This window comes from uncultured Victivallis sp., from assembly GCF_944391105.1.
Taxonomy (GTDB): Bacteria; Verrucomicrobiota; Lentisphaeria; order Victivallales; family Victivallaceae; genus Victivallis.
The window spans coordinates 1-13,782 of record NZ_CALXSK010000066.1 but is presented as its reverse complement, the minus strand read 5'-3'; the positions used below and the strand labels follow the sequence as shown (position 1 = coordinate 13,782).

Annotated in this window: 12 protein-coding genes; 11 read left to right on the top strand and 1 reads right to left on the bottom strand. The window is 56.7% G+C overall.

Annotation, left to right across the window (positions count from 1 at the left end; genetic code table 11):
• The first annotated feature begins 202 nt into the window (after positions 1-202).
• The 11 genes from Q0K10_RS14825 to pepT all read left to right on the top strand — a co-directional run bounded on the left by Q0K10_RS14825 (position 203) and on the right by pepT (position 13,061).
• Complete coding sequence (locus tag Q0K10_RS14825) at positions 203-1,480, top strand: right-handed parallel beta-helix repeat-containing protein (RefSeq protein ID WP_294508648.1); 1,278 nt, start codon at positions 203-205, stop codon at positions 1,478-1,480.
• A 145-nt stretch (positions 1,481-1,625) separates the two neighbouring features.
• Complete coding sequence (locus Q0K10_RS14820) at positions 1,626-1,928, top strand: hypothetical protein (RefSeq protein WP_294508645.1); 303 nt, start codon at positions 1,626-1,628, stop codon at positions 1,926-1,928.
• A 315-nt stretch (positions 1,929-2,243) separates the two neighbouring features.
• A complete protein-coding gene (locus Q0K10_RS14815; protein ID WP_294508642.1) occupies positions 2,244-2,411 on the top strand; it encodes a hypothetical protein in 168 nt (55 codons plus the stop codon).
• 243 nt (positions 2,412-2,654) lie between these two features.
• Positions 2,655-3,419 (top strand): HAD-IIA family hydrolase, encoded by a 765-nt coding sequence (locus Q0K10_RS14810; protein ID WP_294508639.1) that lies wholly within the window; start codon positions 2,655-2,657, stop codon positions 3,417-3,419.
• The gene (locus tag Q0K10_RS14805) at positions 3,412-4,878 is read left to right on the top strand and encodes an NAD(P)/FAD-dependent oxidoreductase (RefSeq protein WP_294508635.1); all 1,467 of its coding nucleotides are present in this window, start codon (positions 3,412-3,414) and stop codon (positions 4,876-4,878) included. The genes Q0K10_RS14810 and Q0K10_RS14805 overlap by 8 nt, the downstream gene beginning before the upstream one ends.
• The gene (locus Q0K10_RS14800; protein WP_294508632.1) at positions 4,875-6,131 is read left to right on the top strand and encodes an FAD/NAD(P)-binding oxidoreductase; all 1,257 of its coding nucleotides are present in this window, start codon (positions 4,875-4,877) and stop codon (positions 6,129-6,131) included. Before Q0K10_RS14805 ends, Q0K10_RS14800 begins: the two co-directional genes overlap by 4 nt.
• A 4-nt stretch (positions 6,132-6,135) precedes the next feature.
• The gene (locus tag Q0K10_RS14795) at positions 6,136-6,498 is read left to right on the top strand and encodes a DUF1667 domain-containing protein (RefSeq protein WP_294508629.1); all 363 of its coding nucleotides are present in this window, start codon (positions 6,136-6,138) and stop codon (positions 6,496-6,498) included.
• 21 nt (positions 6,499-6,519) lie between these two features.
• Positions 6,520-7,278 carry a glycerophosphodiester phosphodiesterase gene (locus tag Q0K10_RS14790; RefSeq protein ID WP_294508626.1) on the top strand — a complete coding sequence of 253 codons (759 nt, stop codon included), beginning with the start codon at positions 6,520-6,522 and terminating at the stop codon, positions 7,276-7,278.
• A gap of 7 nt (positions 7,279-7,285) precedes the next feature.
• Positions 7,286-8,509, top strand: coding sequence for an exonuclease subunit SbcD (sbcD, locus tag Q0K10_RS14785; RefSeq protein ID WP_294508623.1), 1,224 nt, complete (start codon positions 7,286-7,288; stop codon positions 8,507-8,509).
• A complete protein-coding gene (locus Q0K10_RS14780; RefSeq protein WP_294508620.1) occupies positions 8,506-11,748 on the top strand; it encodes an AAA family ATPase in 3,243 nt (1,080 codons plus the stop codon). Before sbcD ends, Q0K10_RS14780 begins: the two co-directional genes overlap by 4 nt.
• Positions 11,749-11,780: 32 nt before the next feature.
• Positions 11,781-13,061 carry a peptidase T gene (pepT, locus tag Q0K10_RS14775; RefSeq protein WP_294508618.1) on the top strand — a complete coding sequence of 427 codons (1,281 nt, stop codon included), beginning with the start codon at positions 11,781-11,783 and terminating at the stop codon, positions 13,059-13,061.
• An 87-nt stretch (positions 13,062-13,148) separates the two neighbouring features.
• Here the strand turns inward: pepT and Q0K10_RS14770 are convergent, their stop codons facing one another.
• Positions 13,149-13,697 (bottom strand): SGNH/GDSL hydrolase family protein, encoded by a 549-nt coding sequence (locus Q0K10_RS14770; protein WP_294508616.1) that lies wholly within the window; start codon positions 13,695-13,697, stop codon positions 13,149-13,151.
• Between the last annotated feature and the right edge of the window lie 85 nt (positions 13,698-13,782).

Genomic DNA, 13,782 nt, shown 5'->3' with positions numbered 1-13,782 from the left:
CGGAACAGGCATATTTACCAGGATTCGCACAACTATAATCCAACTCAACGAAAAGGAAAAACCGGAAATGGGTAATTAAAAAAAACAATCAACGCAAGCTCAAACAGGAGGACAAAAATGACAATTTCAAAGATGTATGGGACGGCAGTGATTTTCTTTAATTGGATTGTTTTGCGTGTTGTTCGCCGGAGTCGCGAGTGCTATGGTTCCAGTTGCGCAGTTCGGGGCAAAGGGGGATGGTGTCACTGATGATTCAGCTGCCATCCAGGCGGCGTTCGACTCGGGAGAAGATATTTATTTTGATCGGAAAACCTATATACTGGCTCGACCTCTTACTCTAAAAGGGGCGAAAAATGTGAGGATTGATTTCGGCAATGCTCTGCTGGTGAAGCGAAACCGTGAGGAATTTACAATCAAGATTGTCGACTGTTCTGGAATCAAGCTTTCCGGTGGGCGATTCATCATCTCTTCTGAGGTTTCCAATCAACCGGAACGACCTGAATCATATGCGAAGTCAAGGGATGCGCACACTTTCTTGATTACGCGTTGCGAAGACCTCTCGATCCGTGAAGCGAGAATCAATGGCTCCGGGCAGATGGGGATTTGTGTGATGCACAGCACCGGACTGACCTTCGCGGACAATGTGATTGAAAATTGCTTCCGCGACGGTATTTACAGCCACTACTGTGCTGACGTCCGTTATCTTAATAACCGCCTTTCCGACATCAAGGATGATGCTCTTTCATTTCATGACTACGGTCTTCCAGAACAGCGCGAATTACTGGTGAAAAGCGGATTCCCACAATCTGGAGTCTGGATTGCTCGTGGGAATGTCATCCACAACGCCTATCAGGGGATCTCCTCCATCGGCTGTAACAGGGTTTCGATCACTGAAAATATGATCGAGAATACCGTGAATGCGGGAATTTGTGTATTTAATTCAGACCGGGTCTTTCGTGGCAGTCGTGCTCAAGTTGCAAACGTGGTGATTGCGAACAACCAGATTTTCAATGCCGGTAAAGATACTAAAATCATCAACAGTGAATATCCAAATGGCTTGGATACCTGTACTGCCCGCGCCGCAATTTGTGCACAAGCGCAGGGGGATAACCATTTGATGCCGACTGCCACCCGGCGACTTTCCAATGTGATGATCGTGAACAATATCATTCGAGAATGCGGCACGGAGGGGATTCAGGGACATTTCGTAGATACATTGACCATCAGCGGCAATCTGGTCGAGAACTGCAATTCGAGTGGAAAAGAATCCACTCAGAACATCATTGAGGCAATCTATTGTACCAATGTACAACTCAATCATAATACAGTAACCGATACCCGTTCTCCGGTTCTTCATGGTCGCGGCTGGGCGTTGCGTGAATCAACCGGCAAGGTTGAGGACAACCTCATCCGGGGAACCAATATTGAAGCAGGGAATGGTTCTTTGAAAGCACCCGAGGACTGGAAGAACAGTCGATAAAAAATCACGTGTTGTGAGATTCCGGTACAGAATATTTCAGGTTGTCCAGTGATTAAGCTGCAGTCCTGTATTGTATCGCCAATCTCGGTCTCGAACGACCGGCGGCGGCGCCTCGCGCGCGGAAGCGGAAGCGTCGTCCCACACGATGTGGAAAGTCGGTACCGAAGTCGGACACAGCGCGGCGGTCGGCAACGGCGGCACCAAGTTCTTCAAGGATGAAGCGGAACTGCGTGGAATGGCGGAAAATCTCGCACGGCTCGGCGTGAGCGGATTCTACTTCTTCGGCTTCGATCTGAAACCCGGAAACCTCTGGACAAATCACAATTACCATGATTTCCCCGAAGGTCTTGCCTGGGCCGCGCGGATCGACCGCGAATACGCCGCTTCCGGGAAGAGTCCGATTGCACCGACCCCGCGTAATTACGTGTTCCCCGGCGGCTACACCTAGTGGTGGTGGACGACGCGCCACAAGGCATTCCACGGATACGAACAGAATCTGATTCCGCAGTCGGCGCGCCTCGCCGGGGCGCCGCTGGAATGGTACAGCTCGACCAACACGCTGCCCGACGATTTCGATGCGGTTATCATCAACTGCCCGCGCCCGCCTTTTTCGCGCTATTTCGCCGGAGAGATCGAGAAGGCGATCGCCAGCGGGAAGCCGGTCAGTTATGTTGGAGGGCGTTCCGATCTCGGCGCGATTCCCGAACTCGACAAGTTCTTCACACCGGAGACGATTCGTTTCAAAGACGGTTCAGCCGCCCAGGTGCTGAAAGTCATTCCCGGCAGCCGGGTGCTCGCCGCAGAAGACGGAAAACCATGGGCCGTCCGCGCGGGAAATCTTACGATCGTAAGCCGCACACCGGAGAAGCCTCCGGTCAGCAACGCGGATGAGTTTCTCCGCTATCTCTCCGAAGTTTCCGAAGCGAAATAGAATTACTCCCCCCTGCCCTTAACGCAGACAGCTTGAACGGGTAATCCCGGCTCCGCCGAAGATTTCCCGTTTTTTTTGCATTGCGGATTGACATCAGGAGAAACAAGGTTTATATTTAGTAAACTTTATACAAAACAAACATACAAAAACGTCTGCGGCAACCGGTTCAACGGCTTCGGAACAAACTATCGGGAAAGGCGTGACAGATTGATTATGAATGGAGAACAACTCAGAAACATCCGCATGTTTTTTCTGGATATGGACGGTACGATCTATCATGGCGGGACGCTGTTCCCGACGACGCTGCCGTTTCTGGAATTCCTGCGGAAACGCGGGATTGGATACGCCTTTCTTTCCAACAACTCATCGAACAGCACGGAGGAGTACGTCGCAAAACTGCACCGGATGGGAATCGAAACGACAGCGGAAAACTTTTACACCTCCACCTGTTACACCATCGACTATTTAAGACGCAACCATCCGGAAATCAAGCGGATCCACCTCTTCGGAATGCCCTGCATCCGGCCGGAATTCACAGCCGCCGGATTTGAATTCGACGACAAAACGCCGCAGGCGGTCGTCGTCGCATTCCATCGGGCATTTGACTATGACGACCTCTGCCGGACGGCATATCTGCTGCGGAAAGGGATCCCGGGATTCGCAACCCATCCGGACGTCTACTGTCCGACCGATCAGCCGACCTGGCTGCCGGACTGCGGGGCGATCACCCGCTGTCTGGAGGTGTCGACCAACACGAAACTCAAGGTGCTCGGCAAACCCGATCCCGGCATGCTGCGGGAGGCGGCCGGACGCTATGGAATCCCGGTTGAACAATGCCTCATGGCCGGTGACCGGCTCTCGACCGACATCGCACTGGGCAAAAATGCGGGGGCGGTCACATGCCACATTCTGCAGCCCGGCGCGGATCTTGTTGTGCCGGAAAATATCCATCCCGATTTTCAGGTGAACAATCTCGGTGAACTTCAAAGGATTTGGGAATATGTATGATGCAGTCATTGTAGGCGCCGGAGTATCCGGCGCATCGACCGCGTGGCAGCTGTCGCATTACGATTTGAAGGTTGCGCTGGTCGAACGGTGGGCCGATGTCGGATTCGGCGTGTCGAAGGCGAACTCGGGAATTATCCACGGGGGATTCCACCATTCGGCGAAAAAGACGCTGAAGGCACGGCTTGAAATCCTCGGGAATCTGATGTTCGACAAACTCCAGTACGAGCTCGATTTCCCGTTTCACCGCAACGGGATCCTCGTGGTGGCGTTCTCGGACGAGCAGATGGTGACCGTGCGGAAACTTTATCAGCAGGGCGTGGAGAACGGAGTCCGCAACCTCGAGATGTGCGGCCGCGACCGGCTGCTCGAACTGGAACCGAAACTGAATCCGGAAGTAGTCGGCGGCTTCTATGCGCCGAACGGCGGAACGATCGAGCCGTACCGCTATGTGTTCAGCCTCGTGGAATCGGCGCGCCGGAACGGCTGCGACCTCTTCTGCAACTTCGAAGTCGTCTCCGGAGAACGGAAGAACAACCTCTGGACGCTGACCGCCGCGGACGGCCGGACGCTCAAGGCGCGTTACGTCGTGAATGCCGCCGGGCTCTTTGCAGACAGAGTCTCGGCCGTCTGCGGTGCGGAAGAGTTCAAGATTCATGCGAGAAAAGGCGAGGAGTACCTGCTCGATCGAAACTCTCCGGCGCGGCCGGGTAAGGTGGTCTTTCCGGTTCCGAGCCGGGAATCGAAAGGAATTCTCGTCATTCCGACCGCCGAGGGGACGACCATGATCGGTCCGACCGCAGATCCGGCGGAAGACAAACTCGACACGACCACGAGCGCAGACAACATGCAGCGCATCGTCACGCTTGTAAGCCGCATGGTCAACGGAGTTTCGACCCGGGACGTGATCACCTCGTTCGCAGGATTGCGGCCCGTCCTCGACAGCGAGGACTTCTACATCGACCTGTCGGAGAAAGTCACTCATTTCGTGCAGGTTGCCGGAATCCAGTCGCCGGGGCTCACGGCCTCGCCCGCAATCGGGGAGTATGTGAAAGACCTGCTGAAGAAAGACGGTCTTGAACTCGTCGAAAAAGAGAAGATTCAATACCGCAACCCGATCCATCATGAGCTGCGCAACGAAACACCGGAAACGCTCGACCGTCTCCACGACGACGACCCGGCCTGGACTCACGTGGTCTGCCGCTGCGAGAAGATTTCGGAAGCGGAGATCATCGAGGCCGTGCGCAAGGGACACACGACGCTGGACGGCGTAAAGTTCTACACCAGGGCGGGAATGGGCCGCTGCCAGGGCGGATTCTGCTCGGCGAAAATCATGAAGATCATCAGCCGCGAGAGCGGCATTCCGATGGAGGAGCTGACCAAAAAAGGCGGCAACAGCCGGCTGCTCGGCGGAAAACTCGGAACAATCAAAGTCAACACGACCCCGGAGGCAGCGGAATGATTCACGACTTCTCTTACGATATCGCCGTCATCGGCGCAGGCGCGGCGGGTCTTGCCGCCGCCGCGGAAACGGCGAAGAGTCCATTTCGGACGGTCGTCATCGACCGCGAGGATCAGCTTGGCGGCATCCTCCGCCAATGCATTCACAACGGCTTCGGGCTGCGTTACTTCAAGGAGGAGCTGACCGGGCCGGAATACGCCGACCGGGTGGCGGCCCTGGCCGCAAATCCGAACGTCGAATTCAAAACCGGAACTGCGGTAACAGAGATCAAACCTCTGCCGGACAACGGTTTTGAGCTTCTCGCATTCTCCGCGGCGGAGGGGGTCTCCCGCATTCGGGCGCGCGCTTTGTTCCTCGGAATGGGCTGCCGGGAACGCAATCGCGGCAACCTCGCGATTCCCGGAAGCCGGCCCGCGGGAATCTTCACGGCGGGAGCGGCCCAGAAACTGCTGAACATCGAGGGGATGCTGCCGGGGAAGAGCGCGGTCATCGTCGGCTCCGGCGACATCGGGCTCATCATGGCGCGGCGTCTGCGCTGGAGCGGTGTTGAAGTCAAAGCCGTGATCGAAATCATGCCGCATCCGTCGGGGCTGACCAGAAACGTGGTTCAGTGCCTGAACGACTTCGGGATTCCGCTCTATCTCGAACACTCGGTCGTAAATATTGCGGGAAGAGAACGGGTTCAATACGTGGAAGCTGCACCGCTTGACAATGGAATTCCCCAGCTGGACCGCCAGTTCCGGATCGAGTGCGACACGGTGCTTTTTTCGGTCGGGCTGATCCCGGAGAACGAACTCTCCCGTCAGCTCGGGGTGGAATTGAATCCGGCGACCGGCGGAGCGATTGTCGACGCGAATCTTCAGACTTCCGTCCCGGGAGTATTCGCAGGGGGAAATGTGCTGCATGTGCATGATCTCGTCGACTTCGTTTCGGAAGAGGCGGGCGAAGCGGGCCGTTCGATCGTACGCTATCTGGATGGGACTCTCCGGAGCGACTCCAATTGCGCAGTTGTCGAGTCAAATCTCAAGTATGTGGTGCCGAATCGCTTCAACACCGGAGAGAAATGTATTTTCTCCTTCCGGCCTCTGATTGTGAGTGACGCAGCAACCCTGGAGGCGAAACTCAACAACCGCGTCATCTGGAAACGGAAATTCACCTATGTCAAACCGGCGGAAATGCTGAAAATCGAACTTCCGGCCGAACTGCTGAACGAGCCCGGAACTCTCGTTTTCCGGTTGCGTGAGGAGGCGTAACACAATGGAAAAGAAATTGATCTGCATCAGCTGCCCGATCGGCTGTCATCTGACCGCCGTCCGGGAGAACGATTCTGAACCGTGGGAAATCAGCGGAAACCGCTGCCCGCGCGGCGAACTTTATGCGAAAAGCGAATTGACCGATCCGCGCCGGGTCGTGACCGCCACGGTGAGGAGCAATTCGACCATCATGCCGCGCCTGCCGGTCCGAACCTCCGGACCGCTCCCGAAACGGCATATCGACGCCCTGCTGAACCAGCTCTATGCGATGGAGGTGGAAATTCCGGTCAAAAGAGGCGAAATTTTACTTGCAAACGTGGAAAACACCGGGATCGATGTTATATTTTCCAGTGATTGCAACAACTAAACGAAGGAGCAGCCGGTTATCATGTCCGTGAAGATCGTGGCTCATCGCGGGGAGTCGTTTGCCGCCCCGGAAAATACGCTGGAGTCGTTCACTCTTGCCTGGGCGCGCGGCGCCACCTGCATCGAGGGGGATTTCCATCTGTCGAAAGACGGGGAAATCATCTGCATGCATGACGACAATCTCAAGCGCACCTGCGGCGCGGATCTGGCGATCTCCTCCCTGACGTTGCGGGAGCTCAAGGAGTACGATGCCGGAATCTGGAAGGGGGAAGCGTGGCGCTTCACCCGGATTCCGATGTTGCGCGAAGTGCTCGAATCGATGCCCGCATACGGTGAAATTTACATCGAACTCAAGAGCGTCGGCCCGATCGTCGAAGCCCTGAAAACGCTGTTTCGCTCCGGTCCGTGGCGGCCGGAGCAGCTGACCTTCATCGCTTTCGACGAGGCGACGATCGCGGAAGTGAAAAAACAGTTTCCGAACCACAATGCCTACTGGCTCTGCGGCAGCACCATCGGGAATACGCCGGAGACAAGAAGGGCGGAACGTTCTCCGGAAGAACTGGTTGCAAAACTCAAAGAACTGGGTGTGGACGGCGTCGACATCTGCGAGTCGGAGTTTCTCTCCTCCGCCTATGCAGATGCCCTTCATGCGGAAAAATTCGGCTTTCACGTCTGGACGGTCGACGACCCCGCTGTGGCAAAACACCTTGTGGAGATCGGCGTCGACTCGATCACAACCAACCGCGCGAAATTCATCGCCACGGAACTGGGGGTGATCTGACGGACTTATGCGGTTGCTGCACACTTCAGACTGGCATCTCGGGCATCTCTTTCACGGCCGGCGTCGCGACGCGGAATTCCGCGAATTTCTCAACTGGCTGCGAAACGTTCTTCACGGGAAAAAGGTGGATGTTCTTCTGGTCGCGGGGGATATCTTTGACACCAATACGCCTGGAAACAGTTGTGCGGCAATGTACTACGACTTTCTTTCCGCTGTGATCCGCGACGGAAGCTGCCGCCGGATCATTCTGATCGGCGGGAACCATGATTCGCCGTCGTTTCTGAATGCGCCGGCCGGCCTGCTCGACCGGGCATTTCACATCAAAGTCTTCGGGTGCGCGGCAGAGGACCCTGCCGACGAGGTTGTGGTGGTTCCTGGCGATGACGGCGAACCCGCCATGATTGTCGGAGCGGTTCCCTATCTGCGCGACGCGGACCTCCATTTCTCGACCTGGGGAGAGACGCCGGAAGAACGCGACGCCGCCCAGCGGCGCGGATTTCGGGAACATTATCGCCGGGTCGCGGAAAAGGCCGAGTCGATACGGGCCGGACGGCCGATTCCTTTTGTGCTGACCGGACACTTCGCCGCGGCCGGCGCACCGGTTTATGAAAACGACGGGGTGCGCGAATTCGTCGGCGGACTCAAACTCGCGACCGATGAGGATCTTCCTCCTTCGGCCGATTACATTGCGCTCGGACACATCCACCAGGCTCAAGCGATTGGCGGAAAAGAACATATCCGATATTCAGGCTCCCCGTTGCGCATGAGTTTTTCCGACATGAGGGAGCGGGAGGTCGAGCTTGTGGAGTTTTCAGGGCGAACTGCGCAAATCACCCCGCTTCCCGTGCCGCAGACGCGCCGCATCGTCACATTCGAAGGAAAATGGGAAGAGATCGCTCCGCGACTGACCGTTCTCCGGGATGAGGCGGATGAGGTTTGCTGCCGCGTGCTCGTCACGGATCTGACTCCGCATCGGCTCTCCGCCGCGCTCGAAGAGATGTTTGAAAAAAGGAAGCACAACTACCCGATGATCGCACGGTCGCTCGCCCCTCGTCCGGAAACCGAACATAAAAGCCGAACTGTGAAGGAATTGCGTTCTCTCACGGAGGAGCAGGTATTCGAGCTTCTGCTCGACCGGAAGGGAATCCGCGGGGAGGAGGAGCGAAACACCCTGCTTGAGTCATTCCGCCTGCTCCTTGCGGAAATGCGCGAAAAGGAGAGACAGATATGAGGGTGGAAAAGATCCGTTTCAAAAATCTCGCCTCTCTGGAAGGAGAATGGGAGATCGATCTGATCGATCCCGTCTTTGAGCGCAGCGGCATTTTCGCGATCACCGGAGCGACGGGAGCGGGGAAAACCACAATATTCGATGCGATCCGCCTCGCGTTGTTCCGCCGCACGAACCGTCTCGACGGCTTTGCCGGCACGAATGAAATCATGACACACGGCACGGGAGAGTGTTTTTCAAAACTCCAGTTCACTCTTCACGGGCGGCGTTACGTCGCGTTCTGGAGTCAGAGCCGCGCCCGCGGGAAACCGGACGGGAATCTTCAACCGGACCGTCACACACTGGAACAGATGCTGCCGGACGGCACGCTTCAGATGATTTCCGAACAGCGCAAACAGACCGCCAGAACGATCGTTGAACTCCTGAAGATGGATTTCGATCATTTTTCCCGTGCGATGCTGCTGCCGCAGGGGGAGTTTGCAATTTTTCTGAAGACCCCGGCAGCGGAACGCTCCGAGATTCTTGAACAGATCACCGGCAGCACGATCTACAAACAGATTTCTGCGGAAGCCTTCCTGAAATATCGGACGGTCCAGGAGAAATTCGATCTCGCATCGGCCGGGCTGGAATCGATCGAACTCCTGAAACCGGAAGAGATCACCTCTCTGGAACAACAAAGGGCACTCCAGAGTGCGGAAGCGGTTCGCTGCTCGTCGCTCGCCGCTGCGCTGGAACACGTGAGCGAACTGGAGAATCGGCTGGCCGCAACCCGCGCCGAACTGCAAACCATCAATCAGCAGGAGATGGAGGCGGAGCCGGAAATTGAAGCGGCCGGGGCTGTTCTGGCTGAAGCCGCCAGCCGGACCGCCGCCGCCCGGCAGGAACGCGAAAACCTGCGTCCCGCCATCACCACCGCACGCACGCTCGACAACGAACTCCGACGAATCGAAAACGAACTGGAGAAAAACGCAGAACAAATTCAGCAGGAATCAGATGCGTTATCATCTGCGCAGAAGGAGCTGAAAAAGCTCAATGCCGAACGAAAAGAAGCCGAAGAGCTCGAACAGGCAATCCGGAAAGAGCTGGATGACCACCCGGAAGATGCCGCATTGCCCGAACACTTCACCGCCTGGAACCTGAAACTCGACGATTTTGCGACTCTCCGGAAACAGGCCGCCGCAGCGAGCCGTACCGCAGAGGAGCGTCGGGCAATCCTCGCGCAACGGCAGCGGGAGTGCGAAAGCCCGAAAGCGGAGCAAGAGCGTCTGCGCCTGGAATCGGAAGCGTTGCAGAAAAAACAGCAGCAGCTTGACCGGGAATCGGTTGAAATATCAGGGAGTTTCGCGGGAGCGCGGGATGAGTTCCGACTCAGCCTCACTCTGCAGACGGAGCGGCTCCGGGAACTCATCGAAGCGGCCGGGAAACTTTCGACCGCCGGAAGCCGTCTTGTTCGACTCGAATCCGATCGAAATCAGTCGCAGGAACGCATCAAACAGGAACGCCTTGAACTTGAACAGCTGGAAGCGGAACTTCACGAACTTGAACCGCTGTTTCGAAATCCCGATTTCGCCGCGGAACGCATCCACCTGAACGACGGCGAACCCTGCCCGCTGTGCGGCTCCCTGCATCACCCCTACGCGGACAAGGACAAACCGGAGGAGATCCTGCGGAAACAAAATCGCTATCGTACTGTTTCTGAGCAAGTAAAATCGATCCAACTGCGTCTGGCCGCCGACAAGGCGGAATTTCTGCGACTCGAAAAACAGCTTTCAGAAGAATCCGCCGCACTGAAGGAGGAGCACGCACGGCTGGATGAGAAACTTCCTCCGGAGTGGAATCTTGTCTCCCGAGCGGACAACCTTCTGAAGAGCTTGCGGGAGAAACAGATCGATCATCTGAAGCGGCTTGAACGCTGGGAGCGGATCGATCAGGAATTCCGGCAGCTTCTCACCGCGCGGGAACGTCTGGAAGCCGCCATCCGCCAGGCGAAACAGCATGAACAGGATTCCATCCACAACGTCGACCTGGCCGCTCTCTCGCTTGAGGAAAGCCGGAAGCGCGAAAAGGAATTCCGCTCCCGGGTGGCAACGGTGGAGAAGGAGCTTGTCACGCTGTTCGCCCCTTTCCGCTGCCCGTTGTCGGAAGCGCAGAACATTCTGGCCGGGAGGCTCAAGCGTTATCAGGAACGTTCCAGTGCAATCAAACGCGCGGAGGAAAACCAGTCGCGGCTCGCTCATGAAATCGAATTGCGCACGGGCTTTCTCCAAAAACAGCAGACGCGTCTTGAAAGCCTGCATCATATTCAGGCAGAACTGGTTGAATTGTTATCCAGGCAGAGAGCGGAACGCGGACAGCTTCTCGGCGGCCGCCCCGCCGACGAAGTTGAAAAGTCGCTTGAACAGGCACTCGGCACTGCCGTCACCCAGGAAAAGAACGCCGGCGAGCAACTTCAAAACCTGATCCAGAGCCAGGCGGTACGGACCGCCCGGCGTGAAAGCGAGACACGCCATCTCGCCGAACTGGAATCCGAACTCGCCCGTTATGAAGTGGAAGATCATCGCTCCCACGAAGAACGCGCTGCCGAAGCGGAAAAACTCCGCGAACAGGCCCGGCGGCTCAATGAAGAGTGCGGCGCGATCGCCGAAAAACTCAAACACGATGCCGCTGAACGCGGACGACGCAGAATCGCCGAAGAAAAACTTGAAAAAATGCGCGGAGAAGTGTCCCGCTGGAAGTTGCTGAACGAACTGATCGGCAAGCAGGACGGCGGAAAATTTCAGCAGTTCGCTCAATCTCTGATTTTCGAGCAGCTCATCGCCGAAGCCAACCGGGCGCTCTGCCGCTTTACGGACCGTTATGAGCTGATCAGCATCGAGGATTCCCCGCTCGACTTCAATGTGATCGATCACTATCAATGCGATGAGATCCGCTCCGTTCGAAACCTTTCCGGGGGAGAAAGTTTCCTCGTCAGTACCGCGCTGGCGCTCGCACTCCCGCGCATGTCCGGGGAACAACTTGAAATCGACACGCTCTTTCTCGACGAAGGATTCGGAACACTCGACGAAGAGACCCTCGCCCACGTGCTCTCCCAGATCCAGTCGCTTCAAAGCGAAGGGAAACTTGTCGGAATTATCACCCATGTACCGAATATTGAAATATTTGTGCCGGTCCGTATCCGGCTTCTTCCCGCCGAAAAAAGCGGGCGCAGCCGCATTGTCGGACCCGGTGTGACCGCATGGTGACAATGCGGAAATGAAAAATTGTGAGGTTCATCATGAAAACCGTTCTTGAGCGTCTGCTCGATTATGTCCGATTCGACACCCAGTCGAATGAAAGCACGGGAACCCATCCATCCACCCCGAATCAGATGGTGCTCGCACGACATCTTGCGGAGGAAATGCGTGCCGTCGGCCTTCAGGATGTCCGGCTCACCGAACACGGTTACGCCTTTGGAACGCTCCCGGCGACTCCGGGAATGGAAGAAGCCCCCGCCCTCGGATTCATCGCCCATCTCGACACCTCGGACGCGGCTTCCGGTACGAATGTGCAACCACAGGTCATCCCGTACCGTGGCGGCGTCATTCCGCTCGGGACAAGCGGCAAATTCCTCGACCCGAAGCGGTTCCCGTCCCTCAACCATCAAATTGGAAACACATTGGTCACGACCGATGGGACCACGCTCCTCGGCGCCGACGACAAAGCGGGCATCGCGGAAATCATGACCGCGGCCGAACGAATCATCTCCGAAAAGATCCCGCATGGCCCCCTGCGTTTCGGTTTCACTCCCGACGAAGAGATCGGCGAAGGGACCCTCTTTTTCGATGTGGAAGCGTTCGGCGCACAATACGCCTACACGGTTGACGGCGGCGCGGCCGGAGAGATCGAATTCCAGAACTTCAATGCGGCGACCGCAACCATCGCTTTTCACGGGATTCCGGTCCACCCCGGCTCGGCCCGGGGGATCATGGTAAATGCTTTGCGGGTGGCGTTCGAATTCAATTCGATGCTGCCCCGGAACGAGGTTCCGGAAGAGACCGAACAGTTCCAGGGCTTCTATCACCTGATCCGCTGCAGCGGAACGGCCTCGGAAGCGGAAACGGTCTATCTGCTGCGCGACCACGATGCGGAATCATTCGAAGCGCGCAAAACCACGCTGCGCCGCATCGCCGCGGAATTGAACGCCCGATACGGCAATGGAACCGTCACGGTTGCAGTCAAAGACCAGTACCGTAATATGGAAGAGGTGATTCTGCAACATCCGTTCCTGCTCGATATCGCAAAAAAGGCGGTTCATGAGAGCGGACTTGAACCGGTCATCGTACCGATCCGCGGCGGAACCGACGGTGCGATGCTCTCGTTTCGCGGCCTCCCCTGCCCGAACCTCGGGACGGGCGGATACAACTTCCACGGAGAAAGTGAGTTCGCATCCGTCGAAGAGATGGAGAAAACCGTGGAAATCCTGCTCGGAATCACCGTGCGCTTCAGTCGGCTTGCTCCGGGGGAACCGGCGCAATCACTTCCCGTTCAGAAAACGGAAGAGATATCCCGGATATGACTCCGACTCCGGAGACGCGCTCCCGCCGCCTTTCACTCCCGCCCCGAACGTGATGCTGTCACCGATGCAGAGAATCCGTTTCGGGGTCTATTTCTCCGACCGGATCCGTTTTGCGACCGCGTCGGCAAACCGGAAATAGCCGTTCGCCGTCGGATGAACACCGTCCGCAGTGCCGGAATTGGCCGTATTGCGGAAAAGACTCGCGGCATCGCTGGTCGACGCGCCGAGGACCTTCGTGGTTGCCAGGAGCGGAACATTTTGATTTTTCGCAACTTCCGCCACAATTGCATTCACGTTGTTCACCTTCTTTTCCGCACTCTCCCGGCGGAAGAACCCTTCCTTGTGCCGCCGGGACATCATCTCCTCATTCACCCTCGGAATTTCGCAGAGTAGCACGTTCGCACCGAAGGCCTTCGCCGCAACGACCATCGCGGTGAGATTGTCGCGATATTCCGAAAGCGGTACCATGTTGTAACTGTTCAGGTTATCATTGGTTCCCACCATGAGGACCACCAGGTCGGGACGATGATTCTGAAGTTCCCCGGCAAAGATCTCGCGCAGCTGCCGCGAGTTCCACCCCGAGTGTCCGGCGTTGACGACCTCCACGGCAAAGCCCAGAAGAGAAGTGAAGAACAAGATGACTGCTGAGGTAATTTCAAAAGTTTTTAATTCGGCGGGATGAAAAAAGAGGCAGAAGGTTCATCTTAACTCTGGGACTATC

What these genes read in the sequence shown, in the direction of transcription:
- Q0K10_RS14795 (WP_294508629.1), top strand. Translation starts at nt 6,136, where the DNA reads ATGGAAAAGAAATTGATCTGCATCAGCTGCCCGATCGGCTGTCATCTG.
- Q0K10_RS14805 (WP_294508635.1), top strand. Translation starts at nt 3,412, where the DNA reads ATGTATGATGCAGTCATTGTAGGCGCCGGAGTATCCGGCGCATCGACC.
- Q0K10_RS14810 (WP_294508639.1), top strand. Translation starts at nt 2,655, where the DNA reads ATGTTTTTTCTGGATATGGACGGTACGATCTATCATGGCGGGACGCTG.
- Q0K10_RS14825 (WP_294508648.1), top strand. Translation starts at nt 203, where the DNA reads ATGGTTCCAGTTGCGCAGTTCGGGGCAAAGGGGGATGGTGTCACTGAT.
- pepT (WP_294508618.1), top strand. Translation starts at nt 11,781, where the DNA reads ATGAAAACCGTTCTTGAGCGTCTGCTCGATTATGTCCGATTCGACACC.
- Q0K10_RS14800 (WP_294508632.1), top strand. Translation starts at nt 4,875, where the DNA reads ATGATTCACGACTTCTCTTACGATATCGCCGTCATCGGCGCAGGCGCG.
- Q0K10_RS14820 (WP_294508645.1), top strand. Translation starts at nt 1,626, where the DNA reads ATGTGGAAAGTCGGTACCGAAGTCGGACACAGCGCGGCGGTCGGCAAC.
- sbcD (WP_294508623.1), top strand. Translation starts at nt 7,286, where the DNA reads ATGCGGTTGCTGCACACTTCAGACTGGCATCTCGGGCATCTCTTTCAC.
- Q0K10_RS14780 (WP_294508620.1), top strand. Translation starts at nt 8,506, where the DNA reads ATGAGGGTGGAAAAGATCCGTTTCAAAAATCTCGCCTCTCTGGAAGGA.
- Q0K10_RS14790 (WP_294508626.1), top strand. Translation starts at nt 6,520, where the DNA reads ATGTCCGTGAAGATCGTGGCTCATCGCGGGGAGTCGTTTGCCGCCCCG.